Here is a 16,907-nt window from a genome sequence, read left to right on the forward strand (position 1 = left end):
TCTTCCCATACACCCGGGAGTCATAAAGCTTGCCATCTCCGCCCGATTGCTCGGCAAAACCTGCGAACCGGTAATGAGGTAGAGGCCAGCTATCGCTGCCGTTCTAGGTTGGAAACTGTACATCCCGTTTTCGGCAAGAGTAGGACCTGCCTGCAAAACGCGCCGAAGTTGTGCACGGCGATCCGATCCGCCTGCAACAACGCGGCCAAAGCCCCGTATCTTATTGAAAAACCCGCCCATGGTACTCCAATTCACACGCGCCGCCCCCGCGGTCCGCGTCCGTTATTCCTTTACCGCTGCTCCCTGTTTGTGGCGGGAAATGGACAAAACCGCCCTTGTTCGCCAACCCCTTCATCGTGACAAAAGAGTGTTGCCAAATCGTCACAAATTTAGTGACCTCGGAGCCCGGCAGCCACAAACGAAAAAGCCCGGCGCGAGCCGGGCCTTTACCAATTCATAACAGATTTCAGAACTTTACCTTCAGCGACGTAGAAAGTGCTGCAACCAGGTCGCTATCGTATTCATAGCTAGCTTCGTCGCCGGCTTCCTTGCCGTCAATAGTCATTTCACTAGAATCGCCGCCAGTAAGAATGCCAAGTACGCCGCCAAGGCGGATTTCAACATTTGTCGTCGGCGAGTAAGCAACGCCGGCGTTAAACAGCCACGTATCGCTGAGGCTGCCATATTCCTTCGAGGTACCGCGGTCCCAAGTGACGCTTACGGCACCACTCCACTGTTCATTGAATTTATGGCCAACACCACCAGTCAACGTCCAGCCATCACGATAACCTAAATCAAGCGACGTAACCTCTAAACCAGCACTGTTATAGAAGGGGATACGCTGTAACTGGCTCCAATCAGTCCACTTAACCGAACCAAATGCAAGCCAGTCAGGCGCGATACCGGATTGTAGCTTGAGCTCAAGGGCGTCCGGCATCGCCGTTGAGCCATGGACTGGAATTACGGTGCCAGCGCCGGGAATGAGAGGACCGCCATCGGGCCCGGGGATTGCGCCCAGCAAAGCCGGAATGTTAGTCAAATCAACGGATCCTGTGATGTCGTCAAGTTTGACTTGGCTGTAGTACATAAGGCTGGCACGGAAAGCATATTCCGGAATTTCATACGCCAACCCGGCTCTCCAACCCCATCCATCACCCTCCAAATCAAGACGGCCGACACCGCTCCCGGAAAGTCCAAAGACGTCCAACGGCGCAGTGTCGAACAGCCCTGGTGCAATGACTAGCCGTTCCTTGAAGCCATCCATCTTGAGATAGCTGCCGCCACCAATAATACGTAGCTGACCTGGACCGGCGTCAAACCGGTAGGAACAGGTGAGAGCGTAATTATCGCTGTTTATTTTGGTTTCGATATTTTGCTGCGCACCAGCCCAATTCTCGCCTGGGTTAGTGTGCGCGCCGTACGGCTGAGAATAGTCGAACATGCAGTCGGCGTTCTCATAGCCTGCCTTTATCCCGATACGCGGCGACCAAAAGTTTTCCGTCTCATCCGCAGACGAGGAATAGCCGAACGCATTGAGTGGACCGTCGGTTGGCTCGCTATCAACAACGTTCTTCAACTTACGACCCGGCATTACAAACGTAGCTGTGGATTCGGCTGCAATTCGGGATTGGTCGAAAAGCAGATCTATATTGTAACCGCCCCGTTCGATCCCGCCCGCTAACGCTGGCGAATAAACGCTCCATCCAGCCATCAGAACAAAGGCGCCCTTGGCGATGTAATTGCTTTGCATCTCGTCTCCCACTCCCAGGCAAGTCATTGAGACAATTCTAAATACTCTGCCCAAAATAACAACTTTCGGCTGTCCCCGATCTTGCGCTGCAAAACGGTCGCTAATTTACGTAAGCGGAGGAACAATCGCCACCGAATCGGTGGTTGGGAACAAAATTACCTAATCTGGGGCCGTACCGTAGCTGGAATTAGAACACCATCCCGCATGGGCGCGGCGATGTGACAATGCGGCAACATTGCGGCTTTCTCCCGTTGTGCATGTGCACGCAAACGGAACTTCTGGATCGAAGCGCAGCAAAAAGCCGCGGTCACAGGACCGCGGCTTTCAGAGATTCGTTCGTTGGCGCCGGCCTAGAGCACGGCGGAGACCTTGGTCATCAGCCGGCTTCGATGACCCGCTGCAGAGCGATCTTGAGGCTTTCGAGCTGAACTTCCAGTTCGGCATGGCGCTCCCGGTCAGCCGCAACCACGTCCGGATCGGCATTGGCAATGAACTTCTCGTTGGAGAGCTTCTTGCCGAGACGGTCCTTTTCCTGCTCGTTCTTGACGATCGCCTTCTCGATTCGGGCCTTCTCCGTGCCGAGATCGATCAGGTTGCCGAGCGGCAGGCAGGCCGTCGCCTCGCCGACGATGATCTGTGCCGCACCCTTCGGGGCGACGTCAGCTGTCGAGATGCTCTCGACACGCGCGAGCCGGCAGATTGCCGCCTCGTGACGCGCGAGCCGCGACGAGGTGACCGCATTGGCACCAACCATGATGAGCGGTGCTGTCGCCGATGGCGGGACGTTCATTTCGGACCGTGCAGAGCGGAGACCGGATACCAGATCGACAAGCCAGTTGATCTCGTCGGCAGCGTCAGCGTCCGCAAAACCGGAGACCGGCCACTCGCCATGGGCGAGCAATCCGTCACGGGCTGCCGTGTGAGCCCAGAGCTCCTCGGTCATGAACGGCATGAACGGGTGGAGAAGCGCGTAGCTCTGCTCCAGGACATAGGCCATGCAGGCCTGCGCCTCGGCCTTGGCGGCTTCATCCTCGCCCATGAAGATCGGCTTCAACAGCTCGACATACCAATCGCAAACCTGGTTCCAGACGAAGCGGTAGAGCGAAGCGGCAGCCTCGTTGAAGCGCTGCGTCTCGATCGCGGTGGTAACGTCAGAAACGGTCTTCGACAGTTCCGTGAGGATCCAGCGATTGACGGTCAGCTTCGCATTCTCAGGATCAAAGCCCGCATCACGCTTGACGCCGTTCATCTCCCCGAAGCGCGTTGCGTTCCAGACCTTCGTGCCGAAGTTGCGGTAGCCGGCGATACGGGCCGGATCGAGTTTCACATCGCGACCCTGTGCCGCCATGATGGCCAGCGTGAACCGCAGCGCATCGGCGCCGTATTCGTCGATCAGGTCGAGCGGATCGATGACGTTGCCCTTCGACTTCGACATCTTCTGGCCGTTCTTGTCGCGAACCAGCGCATGAACGTAGATCGTGTGGAACGGCTCGACAGGCTCGCCTTCCGCATCCTTCATGAAATGCATGCCCATCATCATCATCCGGGCAACCCAGAAGAAGATGATGTCGAAGCCGGTGACGAGAACGCTGGTCGGGTAATAGCGCTCCAGTTCCGGCGTCTTGTCCGGCCAGCCCAGCGTCGAGAAGGGCCAGAGTGCCGACGAGAACCAGGTGTCGAGCACGTCCTCGTCGCGGATCAGGATCTCGCCAGGCTTGAAGTTCTCGAGCTTCTCCTGAACCCAGGCCTTCCATGGGCCTTCGTGTGCCAGATAATGCTGGATGGCCGCGTCGAGTGCTTCTTCCTCGGACTTTTCGACGAAGCACTGACCATCAGGACCGTACCAGGCCGGAATCTGATGTCCCCACCAGAGCTGGCGCGAAATGCACCAGGGCTCGATATTTTCCATCCAGTCGAAATAGGTCTTTTCCCAGTTCTTCGGGACGAAGTTGGTGCGGCCTTCGCGAACCGAAGCAATCGCCGGTTCTGCCAGCGTCTTGGCGTCGGCGAACCACTGATCCGTCAGCATCGGCTCGATGACGACGCCGGAGCGGTCGCCGAACGGCTGCATGATCTTCTTTGCCTCGACATACGGAATGTCGTTGCCCTCGCTGTCCTTGACGGTAACGGCAAGGCCTTCGGCATTGATCGTCTCGATGATCTTCTTGCGGGCGACCATGCGGTCGAGGCCGCGATACTCTTCCGGAACCAGATTGATCTCGTCGATATCGGCTTCGCCCGGCAGTTCGCCGGACTTGGCTATCTCCAGCGCCTTGGCCGCATAGACAGAATAAGCGTCGCCATCGTCGCGCATCGAGGCGGTGGTATCCATCAGGCGATAGAGCGGGATCTTGTTGCGCTTGGCGACCTGGTAGTCGTTGAAGTCATGCGCGCCGGTGATCTTGACCGCGCCCGAGCCGAAATCCGGTTCCGGATATTCGTCAGCGATGATCGGGATCAGGCGGCGATGCTCCTTCGGGCCGACAGGGATTTCGCACAGCTTGCCGATGATCGGCGCATAGCGCTCGTCCGACGGATGGACGGCAACCGCACCATCACCCAGCATGGTTTCGGGACGCGTCGTGGCGATCGAGATATAATTGCGCTCTTCGGAAAGCACGATATTCCCGTCCGCATCCTTCTCGACATAGGTATAGGTCTCGCCGCCGGCCAGCGGGTATTTGAAGTGCCACATGTGGCCTTCGACTTCCCTGGACTCGACTTCAAGATCGGAGATCGCCGTTTCGAACTTCGGATCCCAGTTGACCAGCCGCTTGCCGCGGTAGATCAGGCCTTCCTTATAGAGCGTGACGAAGACTTCGAGAACGGCCTTGGACAGACCCTCGTCCATGGTGAAGCGTTCGCGCGACCAGTCGCAGGATGCGCCGAGGCGCTTCAACTGGTTGAAGATCAGGCCGCCCGACTCTTCCTTCCATTCCCAGACGCGCTCGACAAAGGCCTCGCGGCCCATCTCGCGACGGCCGGGAAGCTTTCGCTCGGCCAGCTGGCGCTCGACGACCATCTGCGTGGCAATGCCCGCATGGTCCATGCCCGGCTGCCACAGCACGTCCTTGCCGCGCATGCGCTCGAAGCGGACCATGATATCCTGCAGCGTGTTGTTGAGCGCGTGCCCCATGTGCAGCGACCCGGTCACATTCGGCGGCGGGATGACGATGGTGAAGCTTTCCGCACCAGCCTTTGCGTTGGCACCGGCACGGAAGGCGTCCGCATCGTCCCAGGCTTTGGCGATCTTCGGTTCGACGGCGGCGGAATCGTAGGTCTTTTCGAGCATTTCCTGACCCGTTTTTCTTTTTGAATGAGATGGTGCGGTGTTAAAGACGTGGAGGCCGTGAAGTCAATAAAAAAGCCGCCCCGTGTGGAGCGGCCCTTGATGACAGGCATTGGAGGCGATTTAGCGACGCGGGCCGCGGGCAACGCGCTCGATTTCCTCGCGCACGAGACGCTCCACCAGTGTCGGCAGGTTGTCGTCCAGCCATTCCTGCAGCATCGGACGCAGCATTTCCTGCGCCATATCCTCGACAGAGCGACGCTCGAGACCATCGAAGACGGCTGCAAGTTCGTTGAACGATTTTGTCACCTGCGCGCCCGCTTCGACCGAAAGGAGCGTTGCAGCGGCCTCCTCGATCATCGCAGGAAGATTTTCCTGTTGAGCCGGTTGCGCCTTCGGTGCCGGCTGTTCGACCGGCTCGGACATCTCCGGCTGCTGCGCGACTGCCGGTTGCGGCTTCAGCGCTGGAATGGGCGATGGTCCTGCAGGCTCGACGTCTTTCGCCATAGGGGTCTCGATCGGCTTGGATACCATTGCCGCAGGCCTTGTTTCGAGAGGGGCGATGGTGTCACGCAGCGCGACGTCGGCAAAGGCCGAGATTGCAGCGGATGCCTTCTCGGCTGCGGGCATCGACAGGCGCGGCGCCGGTGCCGGGCGGCTCATCGCATTTTCCTGCTGGCGGGCCGAAGCGGCGCGGACGCGGGCCGCAACGTCGGCAAGCGAGAGCGAGCGCTCACCCGATGATGAAATCTCAGGGTCGACTGTCGATGCGGAAACAGGCTTGGGTGCGTCGTTTGCGGATGCGGGGGCGTAGGGTTCCGACTGGAACGGCATCGGGGCCGGTGAATGGGGATGAAGAGGGAGGCCCGGGTCGTTTGCAGCGATGCCAGCAGCAAGATCGGACGCAAAGTCCGTATCGTCGATATCGTCGATCAGATCGTCATCCGCATAGGGCGAACGCGATGCCTGATCTGGTGAACCCTCGCCGACCGGCTCGTTGCTTTCGATGATCCGGCGGATCGAAGCCAGGATCTCTTCCATTGACGGTTCACGCGCTACACTTGGCTGAGCCATTTTCATCCCCGTTCTCGCCGACTGGGTGCCAGGTCGGCAGACGACCTCTTTTCAAAGGTCTGATTCGTTTTCACTTTACGAACCTCGTCTCGCGATACAACGACGGGCGCATCAACGACTCTAGCGATACACAGATTTGTTGCCGACGTGAATCCCCGCTGCCGATTTGTATCGCGCTGGAAAAACAAAAAGGAGGCCAAGGCCCCCTTTCTAAACTTCGCAAACCGTCAGCAAGCCGATTTTAGAATACGAAATCCTTCGCTCGGCGGAATCCCGGCAACGGTTTGATCGAAGCGTTGAAGTGGGCGCTTTTCGAAAGTGCACCCTGCTCTTTGACGAAGAGCGTCGCCTGCGCGGCATTGCCGTATCCGAGAACGGCGACCAGACGCCCGCCATCCTTGAGCTGCGCACTAAGTTCAGCCGGCACGTCTTCGATCGAGCCGGCAATGAAGATGACATCGTAAGGGCCCTGGTTCGCAACGCCTTTTTCCATGTCGCCCGTGACGACAGTCACGTTGTGGGCGCCCGCGAGGTTGGCGATTGCCTGCTCGGCGAGCGCTTCATCGGATTCGATCGACACGACCGATTTCGCGAGAAGCGACAAAAGCGCAGAAATGTATCCGCTGCCTGTGCCGACCTCGAGCACCGTATCCGACTTGGTAATCGCAGCCAACTGCAAAAGCTTGGCCAGCGGCGAGGCTTCCATCAGGAAGCGACCGGGACAGATTTCAACATCTTTGTCGATATAGGCCAGTGACTTCGACTTGGCCGGAACAAAGTTTTCGCGCTGTACCGTGAGAAACGCCTGAAGCACGGAATGTGCCGTCACGTCTGTCGTGCGGATCTGGTTCTCGACCATCTTTACACGGGCTGCTTCGAAATCAATCATGTCATCTGCCTCACAGCGCCGGCGTACCGGCCAATCCTTCAGCCGTGTTACTTGCCTCTCGCTGCGCTTTCAAGATAGCGCGCGCATCGATTGGAAAAAACACGGTGATGCAGGCGCTCGTGCAACTCTTGCTTAGTGCAGGATAAGGGTCGGAAGCTCGCGCTTCTTGGCGAGGACGACATCGTGTCCGTAGGATTTGCGCAGGCTATGGCTGCGATCGAATGCCAACTGCTCGGCAGCACTCAGATGAAAGGCTCCATCTGCAAACGTGCCAGTCGCATCATCTTCGGTGACGGGTCTGTAGAGTGCGGTGATCAATCGGTTCAGCATTTTTCACTCCCTGGGCTTCGCTCACTAAAGTCGGAAGAGCTCGGTTCCGTTCCCCTGACCGCGAGGAATATTCGTGAAATATTTACCATAGGATCAACACAGCCAGATGACGCGAACACGCTGCATACAGCCTCCCCCGCAGGGGTATCTTCCGAGGACGCCGCGTTTTGCAGGCGCCCTTCATCACCGGTACAGACAGGCGCCGCTGACGAAGTGGATAAAAACGTCGAGGATTGAACAGAAGGGTATTGCACCCATCGGAGATTCGTTCTAATTCGGCGCCACCACTCGCTTTTTTAGCATCGGATGGCCTCGTGGCGGAGTGGTGACGCAGAGGACTGCAAATCCTCGTACCCCGGTTCAATTCCGGGCGAGGCCTCCATCCCTTTCTTGATATATCGCAATGGGTTAGCATCGGCGTCAGCCGATCGACACGATCTGTCCGATCGCAACCGGTCGCGCACATTCCTCGATGTTATTTAGGTATTGCGACTGGTGCACGAGAACGCCAGCGGATCTTCTTTCACGCCCGCCAGCCTTCCGCCAATTCGCGACTGAAGCTGTCGCCTGCCCGGATCAGCCCACCGGCCGCACCAGTTCTTCAACCAAGCCACGATACGCCTCTGCGGCCAGTTCCAACTCCGCGATGAGGGTCTCGTTCGACGTCGTCTGCGTCCTGAACCCGCTCGTGGTCAGCCACTCGATGTCCGCACGAAGGATTTGGATAGTGTCTTTATAGCGTTGGACGCGATTTTCCGGCTGCATGTTCGGCTCCTGTGAACCGGAACAACTACCGCGCTTTGCGTTCGAGGCAATAAGCGGGATGCCAGAGACCGGACGTTTATCGGCACCGGTCGCTGGTTTGTGTCAAGAATTCAAGGATTGGGCGCGAAGCGTGATAATGTCAGAGAGCAGACGCCGCGGCCGGCTTGCGTCCCCTGGCTGCCGCGGAAAGATCGATGGAGCTTATGGTCGCCACCAGGAACATGACCGGAATGCCGAATTCCAGCACTTCTTCGACGATACCCAACAGAAGATTGGTGTGATCGCTGACAATGACGCCAAAAGGCGCAAGCTTGCGATCCAGCCCATCGATCGACTTGGAGACAATGGCAAGACCGATCGCCGCGATGATGTTCCAAGCCCAGGACGCGCGATACCTGACGCCGGAGAGAAGCTCAGGGCCGTTGCGAACGATCAGCCGGAACGCGACGGTTGCCACGAACAGGATCACCAGAACGCCAAAGACGCGCTCGACAGGTTGCGCCATGTTCGTCAGGTAGAGGTTGCTCTTGAGCATGCCGACACTGGTCAGACGCTTGTCGAGGTCGAGTTCTCGCCCCATCATCAACAGCATGATGGCCGCAACCTGCCAGTCCCGCCGCCATATGTCGCCGGTGCGCGTCCACAGCCACACCATTGCGGTATAGGCGTAGAGCAAGGCCGTCGAAATCTCGAGCGCGCCGGTTTCCTTCGTCAGTGCTGTCGTAAAACCGTTACTCGCAAGGTCTATAGCGAACAGAACGGCAGCCCCGACCAATGCCAGTGTCAAAAGATACCAAGGACGGGAAGTAACAGCGTAGGCGTGGTGTGGGAGCATTTCGATTCTCAAAATTCATGTCGACGAGTGTGGATTGAGGGCGTGGACCGCTTAGCGGCCCGCTGACCGGTGCCGTGCGCGCCGATTCTGGATGAAAACGGTCTACTACTGGAGAAGCCGGTAGTCCATGTCTTTGACGGCGGACAGATTCTGCTCTGCCCCTGTTTCCAAAGAAACCGGCAAACCCGAAAAACTGTAGAGCAGTCCTTTACGCCGTTGATTTATTGCTTCTATTAGCAAATTTCCTTTACATTTCTGCAGGCGCGACTATTTCCGGCCCCTCACGGAATGATCGCAGCGAGGCCGATTTGAAGGATGATCCCGCCACACAACTCGCAGATATTGCGCGGCAACTCGCACTGCTTGCGGAGGCAGCCAAGGCATTGTCGCAGACGCCGCTGGTGGAACTGTCCGGTCAGCTTCTGCCGGCCGGCCGCGAGAAGCCGGACGAGCCCAAAACCCCTCTCCCAAACAGCGTCAATTAGATTTGAACGGCTCGTATCGGACAAGCTTGCCGTGATCACGTGGTCGCGCAGCGATATGGGGTCTGCGGGGGTGCCCTGCCCATATCAGCGACACGAGCCGCAACATTTCACGATCGGTTCGTAACCAGATATTAACGTTCCTCCATAGGGCTGCGTTAAACTATTTGTCCTAGAAATAGGCAGACGGCGATGTTGCCGCCATACCCTTGTCAGAGGATCGCCATGACGGCGATGGTTCGATATGAAGCTCTCATCTTCCGACGCCGTCATGGCGTTCACGACTATTATATCCCTCGTCAGCATCATTTATGTGGGGCATCTTTTCGTTGCCCTGTTTTGACGGTCTCACCGAGACACGCTGACTGACGGCCTCTTCTCGTCCCCCACAAGCCGCACGCTCGCCATGATCAACATTCTCGCTCACGGATCAAAATCGTGTTAGAGTGTCTGAAGTCAGGTGTGGGAGACATCTGGCGGCTTGGCTAACGGGAAGAGGAGACCGTTATGCAGTATCTCGATTTTGTAGCCGCATTGAATCCATTCGTCTTGTGCACTCTTGGTGTCGTGGTGGCCTGCGGCCTCTATGATCGCTGGGCGCAACCGAAATAGTGGATTGCATGCGCAGCCGGGAAACCGCGAGGCGTTGCTCGTGTTCGAAAACCGGTACATCTGGAGGCGGCTTGATGGTCGACTGACGCGCCGCGCGTCGCGCGAGTTCGTTTTGTTGCCTTTGAGTTGCTTGTTTCTGCTGTTATTCAGACTGCATTTCTTATGATAGAGGTGCAGCTTTGCAGGATAACGCGGAATTCGAAGATACATCGGCAGGTCTCAGCGAAACGCTGAGGAAATTGATCGGTCGGATTGACGGCGGCACCGTGACGCTGCGTCAGTTGATGGATGGCGTCGGTGAACAGGGTCTTCTGCTGATCTGCGCGGTCACATCCCTCCCCTTTCTGCTGCCCGTTTCGATCCCGGGTGTTAGCACCGTGTTCGGCGCGGCCATCATAATGATCAGCATTGCTGTGGTGCTGAACCGGATGCCTTGGCTTCCTCGTGCGATTCTCGATCGGGAACTCGACAGCGCAAAGCTGGTGCCGACCCTTGAGAAAGGTGTGAAAATCGTCTCCAGGCTCGACAAATATCTGAAGCACCGCATGGCCGGCATCACGACCGGGCCCATTGCCAACAGGGTCAATGGCCTCGCAATCACGTTCGCCGGTGTGCTGCTGATGTTTCCGCTCGGCCTCATCCCCCTGTCCAACACGCTGCCCGGCATTGCTATTCTGCTTCTGTCGACAGGCATGGTTCAGCGGGATGGTCTCGTCGTTCTCGGCGGTTATTTCTTCAACCTTGCAACGATCGTCTATTTCGGGGCGCTTGCTTATGGCGCGTTCGCCGCCGGCCAGGGCCTGGCGTCACTCGCCGGATAAGACTCATCCCGGGAGACGCTCTCGCACAAGACGATAGCTTCTCCCGGTCTGGTTGACGTCATGTCATTTCCGAAGCGAAGCTGCTTGTTTCTCGCGGCGCCTGCGACCCCACCAGACTTCCAGACGACGACGTCGTCGTCTGACGAAAGCGAGATCCTGCGACAGGATCAAGATACCCAGCGGCACCATCCAGAAGCCCAGAATCGGCAGGAAGCCCAGAATGCCGCCGACGATAAGAACGGTTCCGATGCAGAGCCGCGCCACGCGCGAGCGAGGCATCGGAATGGACCGCCCTGCGATGAAGAGACGACCCTGCCCCGGATCCATTCCAAACCGCCTGACTTGAGGTTTTTCCACCACGTATACGGCTCCAACTAAACGCTTTTTTGTAGGGGCGAGATGGGGATGCATGGGGATAAAACAAGCCGGACCTAATTTTTTTGAAAAAACCGCTTGGCAAATGCGTGAAGCATTTGTATTACCCCGCTCACACCGCAAGCGCGGTTGTTCCCTGGTAGCTCAGCGGTAGAGCATTCGACTGTTAATCGACAGGTCGCCGGTTCGAATCCGGCCCGGGGAGCCAAATTCTGCGATAAGCGCCTGTTTTTGTTGATCCGTATCCGAAGACAGGCGCTTTTCCACTTCCCCTATTTTGACAAAGCGAAAAAGCAACTTGATATCGCGAGCGGTTTCGCGTTCGGGGATGTGTAACGCTGTTGCGTTCAGTTCCACTGCTAAAGAAGCAAGCCGGTCGCGATCAGCCAAGTTGCAACGTGAGTCTTCTGTTTGCTCGCGCTCATCTCAAAGTCGTCTTCACTTCTGATCCGAGGGTGCGGGCGTGCCGGGAAGCGCGTTTTCGCGGGATGGGGCAGCCGGCGTATCGTAATGCGTGCCCTGCGGATCGGGCGGCACACTGTTGGCGGTCGGAGCCTGCGTGACGCCGATGCTAACCGCGACGCCGACGGCGATCGCAACGGCCAAGCCGGCCAACGGGATCAGAGAGCGATGTCGGCTTTCCTTATACGAGCCGTACGCAAGTGCGAGCCCAAGCATTGCTGCTCCGCCTGCGACGACGATAAACCACATGTAATTAGCCATTATTTTTCCTCCTGAAACCAGAACATGCGTATCTGGCCGAAGTTCCGCGTCCAGCGGAGACGCCTCACCGACGCGACTGTTGCAGGCTGGTGCCGCGCGACGTCGCGAGTGACGACAGTTGTTCTCGTGCCTTGAAGTGAGCAGACAGGCTAATTCGATCGCGTTCGTTGGGGCGGTGTCACGACGCCCCGTCCCTGGGCACAGTGCCCGGCGATGCCGCCCCTTAAATGCTCCCAACACACATCCGAACCCGGAAAATCCGCTTGTCCTAATGGAACATTGCGCTAGGCTGGAGGTAGAGGACAGTTGACTTAGGGAGGAGACAACTATGCCGCAGCCGAACTGGCAAAAACCGGTCAAAGTCGCGTTTGGGAATCTTGGGACCGAGGTAATCAATGGGCCATCCGAGGCCCTCATCCTGCTACTGGACCACTGGCCGGATCTTCGGGGTCCGCATTTCGTGCGGGCGCGCAGTGCCTGCCGGGCTGCCCTCGACGGCCGTCGTTCGCCGGAGGACGCACGACAGTTTTTCGAGCAGGCCGTGAGCGAAGCGCAAATGCACGTAAACTGATTGGTCTGACTGCTGCGTTTTCAGTTCTGGCCGATTGACGAATGGTTGACCGCGAACCAACCATTCGATGACAGTGTTCGGCTTTAAAGTCCGATCATATCGCCCATGAGCTGGATCGGCGATCCGCTGAGAGCGATCGGTGCAAACAGGACGGAAAAGCAGACGCACGGCCCCGAATCACCAACGATCGGCCGGTGATCGAGCGTCTCGTCAGCGACCGATATGTCGCCCTGCGTGAAGTTTCCGCGGTGATCGTGGAATTCGCCTTCGATCACCAGCGTGAGTTCGAGACCGTTGTGGCCATGGTTTGGAAGTGCCCTCCCAGGACGGGCCCAGAGAAGACTTGCTTCCACGTCGGGCGACCGCTCGATAATATGCTCGCGCAGTCCCGGCAGCTTGCGCCGCCACGGAATAGAGGTCAGGTCTTTCCCCGTATAATCCCGCAACAGGGCCGGCAACTGGGAACCTTGCTCCGGTGGCAACACGCTCCATGCCGGCGGGTCCGATCTGACAATATCGCTGATGGCCCTGTCTCGAAATTCACGGGACAACGTCTCATCGCAGGTCATGTCTTCCAACCCATCGCCGGCCAGTCGTTGAAGGGCATCGACAAGCTGGGCATTGGGTTTCTGCATCTGCAGATGGGAACCTAACAAGACGTGGGCTGCCTTTGGCAGAGAGCCGGCTACGTATTGCGAGATCAGAAAATCGACTCTCTCAATATTCAGATGCATAAACTAAGCCGCAATCGTTGGCGTGAACGAAATTCAGTTCTCAAAATCAATGCCATCAGGTCGAATCGTCTGAAACCAAAACCGAGCGCTCCACTCTGCGTAGTGCAGGGCGAAGGATGTATTATACAGTTGCATCCGAGCCATGTCGATAAACCTGCCGGTATTGTCCGGTAGATGACAGTCCTCGGTATGCGGGGGCGATCCCACCGCGCGCGATACGCGGAAAGGATTTTCTTGGCGCGGATGCCTTGCCCGCCGAATGCAGCCTGATTACATGATCCTTGAAAAAGAAGGCATTTCCCATGGCAATACAATCTTCTGTTCTCGACCTCATCGGCAATACGCCGCTCATCAGGCTGGCGGCTGCATCCGATGCAACCGGATGCGAAATCCTCGGCAAGGCCGAATTTCTCAATCCCGGTCAGTCGGTCAAGGATCGCGCAGCGTTCTATATCATTAGAGATGCCGAGAAGAAGGGGCTTCTGAAGCCGGGCGGAGTGATCGTCGAAGGGACCGCCGGCAACACCGGTATCGGTCTGACCCTGGTCGCAAAGGCACTGGGGTATCGAACCGTCATCGTCATTCCGGAGACCCAGAGCCAGGAGAAGAAGGACGCGCTGAGACTGATGGGCGCCGAGCTCGTGGAAGTACCAGCCGTTCCCTACAAGAACCCGAACAACTATGTGAAGGTTTCCGGTCGCCTTGCCGAGCAGCTTGCCAAGACGGAGCCTGCGGGCGCGATCTGGGCAAACCAGTTCGACAATGTTGCCAACCGGCAGGCCCATATCGAGATGACGGGCCCGGAGATCTTTGAACAGACGGGCGGCAAGGTGGACGGCTTCGTGTGCGCAGTTGGCTCCGGCGGTACGCTGGTCGGTACAGCCATGGCGTTGCGGGCGCTTAAGCCCGGCGTCAAGATCGGCATCGCGGATCCGGAAGGCGCGGCACTCTACGAATTTTATGCGCACGGCGAGATGAAATCCGAGGGAAGTTCGATCACCGAGGGCATCGGTCAGGGACGTATCACCGCCAATCTCGAAGGGTTTGCGCCTGACTTTTCCTATCGCATCTCGGATGCTGAAGCGCTGCCGATCGTGTTCGATCTGATCGAGAACGAGGGGCTTTGCCTTGGCGGCTCTTCCGGCATCAACATCGCTGGCGCGATGCGACTCGCGAAGGATCTCGGTCCCGGCCATACGATCGTGACGATCCTTTGCGACTACGGCAACCGCTATCAGTCCAAACTCTTCAACCCGGATTTCCTGCAGTCCAAGGGCCTGCCGGTTCCGGGCTGGCTCACGAAGAAGACCAAGATCGATATTCCGTTCGAAACCGTCTGAAACCGACCGCAGAGAACAGAACCGATGGCAACCGAACTCCTCTATCGCGACGACTTCTATCTCTCGACACTGGAGGCGGTTGTTACCGCGATCCATGAGGATGGCGGCATCGAATTCGACCGCACCTGCTTCTATGCGACATCTGGGGGGCAACCTGGTGATACCGGCAGTCTGGAACGCGCCGACGGAACCAGGATCAAGCTTGGCCAGACACGGCACGGCGAGACGAAGGACATCGTCGTCCACGTTCCGCTGGAAGGCGAACCGCGGCCGACGGTCGGCGAAACTGTTGTCATGCATGTCGACTGGGACAGACGGCACAAGCTGATGCGGATGCATACGGCCTGCCACCTGCTGTCGGTCGTCTGCTCCTACCCGATCACCGGTGCCGCCGTGGGCGAAGACGAATCGCGTGTCGATTTCGACATGACCGCCGTCATCGACAAGGATGAGGTGACCGCCGGCTTGATGGATCTCGTCACGCAGAACCATCCGGTCTACCTGCAATGGATCACCGACGCGGAACTGGCGGCCAACCCTGGCATCGTCAAATCGAAGAACGTCCGGCCGCCGGTCGGGCTCGGGCGCGTCAGCCTTGTCTGCATCGGCGAGGATTCGAGCGTTGACAGCCAGCCGTGCGGCGGCACACATGTTGCAAACACCGGGGAAGTGGGCGCTATCCACATTTCCAAAATCGAGAAAAAGGGCAAGGAAAACCGTCGCTTCCGGATCCGGTTCGGCGATATCGCCACGGATGCCTGAAGACACTCGTTTGTCCGAACCGGTTTCTCACCGAATACCGCGTTTTATCAAGGTAGGAGTTTTGACATGAGCGACACCAGCCGTTTCGTCGTTTCGTCCAAGTGGCTCGAAAACGAGCTCGGAAGCCCGGATTTGAGAATCGTCGACGCCTCCTTCTACCTGCCTGCCCACAACCGCGATGCAGATGCCGAATATGCGGCAGGGCATATTCCCGGTGCCGTGCGTTTCGATCACGACAAAGTCGCGGATCATTCCACCGGTCTCCCGCATATGGTGCCCTCGCCCGATGTGTTTGCCGATGCTGTCGGCAAGCTCGGCATCAGCGAGAATGACCGCATCGTCATCTATGACGGCCCGGGCATCTTTTCTTCGCCGCGCGGCTGGTGGCTGTTCCGAATCATGGGGGCGAAACAGGTGTTTATCCTGGACGGTGGCCTCGATGGCTGGGAGGCGGAAGGGCGCGCGCTCGAAACCGAGATCCCCTCGCCGGTTGCGTCCAATTTCGATGCGGAGCTTCGCCTGGACAAGGTCATCGACTACCATCAGATGATGTCGATCGTCAGCGATCGTACAAGCCAGATCGCCGATGCACGGCCGGCCGGACGCTTTACCGGCACAGAGCCGGAACCCCGCGCTGGCATGCGCTCCGGTCACATGCCGGGTGCCGTCAACGCTCCCTCCAGCAGCTTTTCGACAAACGGCAAGCTGAAGACGATACCCGAACTGCGCCAGGCTATTGAAGCCGCGGGAATCGATTTGGGGCGCCCGGTCGTGACGAGCTGCGGTTCGGGCATTACCGCTGCGATCATCACGCTTGCGCTGGAATCGCTCGGGCATGAGGACAACGCGCTTTATGACGGGTCTTGGACGGAATGGGGCGGACGCTCGGACACGCCGATCGAGACAGGACCGGCTAAGCCTACCCCTGCAATCTCGTCGCAGGCGTAACGATGGCGAAAAAGCCCGTACCGCTGAAGGCGCGCGTCACCGTTCTGGAAATGACGGCCGCGCCCAAGACCAGCATGCCGATTCCGGCCAACATTCAAACCGCCATCATACGCGCCACCGAAGTGCCGTTGCATTTCTACCGGTACCTATACCGGCAAGTCGGCAAACGCTGGCACTGGTACGATAGGCTGCGGCTGTCCGACGCCGAGCTTGCGGCCGCGATACACAACCCGCGCTGTTCGATCACGATCCTTCTGGTCGACGGATCGCCAGCCGGCTTCTACGAGCTGAACTCTACTGACGACAACGTCGTAGAGCTGTCCTATTTCGGCCTGTTCGAGCGGGCCCTCGGGCTCGGCATCGGCAAGTGGTTCCTGACGCAGGCTCTTTATTCTGCGTGGCAGAACAACCCGGAGAAGGTCACCGTCACCACCAATTCGCTCGACCATCCCCGAGCGCTGCAGCTCTACCAGATGATGGGTTTTTCGCCCGTCTCGACATACGAGGCCGAGATCGTGCCGATGACCAGCGCGGAACTGGTAAAGGTGCTGGACAGCTAGCTCGCGCAAGGATCGGGTGGCGCTTCGAAGCCCGACGGGTCATCTCC

General features: G+C 58.2%; 17 protein-coding genes and 2 tRNA genes. 9 read left to right on the forward strand and 10 right to left on the reverse strand.

The window, feature by feature from the left end:
* Nucleotides 1-466 precede the first annotated feature (466 nt).
* From G6K99_RS13290 to G6K99_RS13310, 5 genes are all read right to left on the reverse strand, one after another.
* Nucleotides 467-1,750, reverse strand: a complete 1,284-nt coding sequence (locus G6K99_RS13290) for an OmpP1/FadL family transporter (protein WP_174196757.1) — start codon at nucleotides 1,748-1,750, stop codon at nucleotides 467-469.
* Nucleotides 1,751-2,126: 376 nt separating this feature from the next.
* Nucleotides 2,127-5,042 carry a valine--tRNA ligase gene (locus G6K99_RS13295; RefSeq protein ID WP_113110975.1) on the reverse strand — a complete coding sequence of 972 codons (2,916 nt, stop codon included), beginning with the start codon at nucleotides 5,040-5,042 and terminating at the stop codon, nucleotides 2,127-2,129.
* A gap of 120 nt (nucleotides 5,043-5,162) precedes the next feature.
* Nucleotides 5,163-6,113, reverse strand: coding sequence for a DUF2497 domain-containing protein (locus G6K99_RS13300; RefSeq protein WP_174196758.1), 951 nt, complete (start codon nucleotides 6,111-6,113; stop codon nucleotides 5,163-5,165).
* A 241-nt stretch (nucleotides 6,114-6,354) separates the two neighbouring features.
* Entirely contained in the window at nucleotides 6,355-7,002 is a 648-nt protein-coding gene (locus G6K99_RS13305) for a protein-L-isoaspartate O-methyltransferase (protein WP_174196759.1), read from the reverse strand.
* Nucleotides 7,003-7,134: 132 nt separating this feature from the next.
* Nucleotides 7,135-7,332 (reverse strand): hypothetical protein, encoded by a 198-nt coding sequence (locus tag G6K99_RS13310; protein ID WP_062457584.1) that lies wholly within the window; start codon nucleotides 7,330-7,332, stop codon nucleotides 7,135-7,137.
* A 308-nt stretch (nucleotides 7,333-7,640) separates the two neighbouring features.
* Here G6K99_RS13310 and G6K99_RS13315 point away from each other — a divergent pair.
* A tRNA-Cys gene (locus G6K99_RS13315) sits at nucleotides 7,641-7,714 on the forward strand.
* 194 nt (nucleotides 7,715-7,908) lie between these two features.
* Here G6K99_RS13315 and G6K99_RS13320 read toward each other — a convergent pair.
* Both G6K99_RS13320 and G6K99_RS13325 read right to left on the reverse strand, forming a co-directional pair.
* On the reverse strand, nucleotides 7,909-8,097 hold the full coding sequence (locus tag G6K99_RS13320; protein ID WP_062580327.1) for a hypothetical protein: 189 nt from the start codon (nucleotides 8,095-8,097) through the stop codon (nucleotides 7,909-7,911).
* A gap of 139 nt (nucleotides 8,098-8,236) precedes the next feature.
* Nucleotides 8,237-8,932 (reverse strand): hypothetical protein, encoded by a 696-nt coding sequence (locus tag G6K99_RS13325; RefSeq protein ID WP_139283852.1) that lies wholly within the window; start codon nucleotides 8,930-8,932, stop codon nucleotides 8,237-8,239.
* Nucleotides 8,933-9,240: 308 nt separating this feature from the next.
* Here G6K99_RS13325 and G6K99_RS13330 point away from each other — a divergent pair, with 308 nt between their 5' ends.
* Together G6K99_RS13330 and G6K99_RS13335 are read left to right on the forward strand one after the other, a co-directional pair.
* Entirely contained in the window at nucleotides 9,241-9,417 is a 177-nt protein-coding gene (locus G6K99_RS13330) for a hypothetical protein (protein WP_162728347.1), read from the forward strand.
* Between the two features lie 788 nt (nucleotides 9,418-10,205).
* The gene (locus G6K99_RS13335) at nucleotides 10,206-10,847 is read left to right on the forward strand and encodes an exopolysaccharide biosynthesis protein (RefSeq protein WP_062580325.1); all 642 of its coding nucleotides are present in this window, start codon (nucleotides 10,206-10,208) and stop codon (nucleotides 10,845-10,847) included.
* Nucleotides 10,848-10,910: 63 nt separating this feature from the next.
* Here the strand turns inward: G6K99_RS13335 and G6K99_RS13340 are convergent, their stop codons facing one another.
* Nucleotides 10,911-11,174, reverse strand: coding sequence for a PGPGW domain-containing protein (locus G6K99_RS13340; protein WP_062457597.1), 264 nt, complete (start codon nucleotides 11,172-11,174; stop codon nucleotides 10,911-10,913).
* A 181-nt stretch (nucleotides 11,175-11,355) separates the two neighbouring features.
* Here G6K99_RS13340 and G6K99_RS13345 point away from each other — a divergent pair.
* Nucleotides 11,356-11,430, forward strand: a tRNA-Asn gene (locus G6K99_RS13345).
* 230 nt (nucleotides 11,431-11,660) lie between these two features.
* On the opposite strand, the gene G6K99_RS13350 is transcribed toward G6K99_RS13345, so the two are convergent.
* Entirely contained in the window at nucleotides 11,661-11,945 is a 285-nt protein-coding gene (locus tag G6K99_RS13350; RefSeq protein WP_156461830.1) for a hypothetical protein, read from the reverse strand.
* Nucleotides 11,946-12,273: 328 nt separating this feature from the next.
* Here G6K99_RS13350 and G6K99_RS13355 point away from each other — a divergent pair, with 328 nt between their 5' ends.
* A complete protein-coding gene (locus tag G6K99_RS13355; RefSeq protein WP_062457603.1) occupies nucleotides 12,274-12,516 on the forward strand; it encodes a DUF982 domain-containing protein in 243 nt (80 codons plus the stop codon).
* A gap of 83 nt (nucleotides 12,517-12,599) precedes the next feature.
* Here the strand turns inward: G6K99_RS13355 and G6K99_RS13360 are convergent, their stop codons facing one another.
* Nucleotides 12,600-13,151: a cupin domain-containing protein gene (locus G6K99_RS13360; protein WP_244508805.1), complete on the reverse strand. Its 552-nt coding sequence runs from the start codon at nucleotides 13,149-13,151 to the stop codon at nucleotides 12,600-12,602.
* 401 nt (nucleotides 13,152-13,552) lie between these two features.
* Between G6K99_RS13360 and G6K99_RS13365 the strand changes: the two genes are divergently transcribed.
* The 4 genes from G6K99_RS13365 to G6K99_RS13380 all read left to right on the forward strand — a co-directional run bounded on the left by G6K99_RS13365 (nucleotide 13,553) and on the right by G6K99_RS13380 (nucleotide 16,860).
* Entirely contained in the window at nucleotides 13,553-14,590 is a 1,038-nt protein-coding gene (locus tag G6K99_RS13365; RefSeq protein ID WP_174196761.1) for a cysteine synthase A, read from the forward strand.
* A 24-nt stretch (nucleotides 14,591-14,614) separates the two neighbouring features.
* Nucleotides 14,615-15,352 (forward strand): alanyl-tRNA editing protein, encoded by a 738-nt coding sequence (locus G6K99_RS13370; RefSeq protein WP_174196762.1) that lies wholly within the window; start codon nucleotides 14,615-14,617, stop codon nucleotides 15,350-15,352.
* Between the two features lie 66 nt (nucleotides 15,353-15,418).
* A complete protein-coding gene (gene sseA / locus G6K99_RS13375; RefSeq protein WP_174196763.1) occupies nucleotides 15,419-16,300 on the forward strand; it encodes a 3-mercaptopyruvate sulfurtransferase in 882 nt (293 codons plus the stop codon).
* A 2-nt stretch (nucleotides 16,301-16,302) separates the two neighbouring features.
* Nucleotides 16,303-16,860 carry a GNAT family N-acetyltransferase gene (locus G6K99_RS13380; RefSeq protein ID WP_062457620.1) on the forward strand — a complete coding sequence of 186 codons (558 nt, stop codon included), beginning with the start codon at nucleotides 16,303-16,305 and terminating at the stop codon, nucleotides 16,858-16,860.
* Nucleotides 16,861-16,907: the final 47 nt, after the last annotated feature.

The organism is Neorhizobium sp. AL 9.2.2 (genome assembly GCF_013317225.1).
Classification (GTDB): domain Bacteria; phylum Pseudomonadota; class Alphaproteobacteria; order Rhizobiales; family Rhizobiaceae; genus Neorhizobium; species Neorhizobium soli.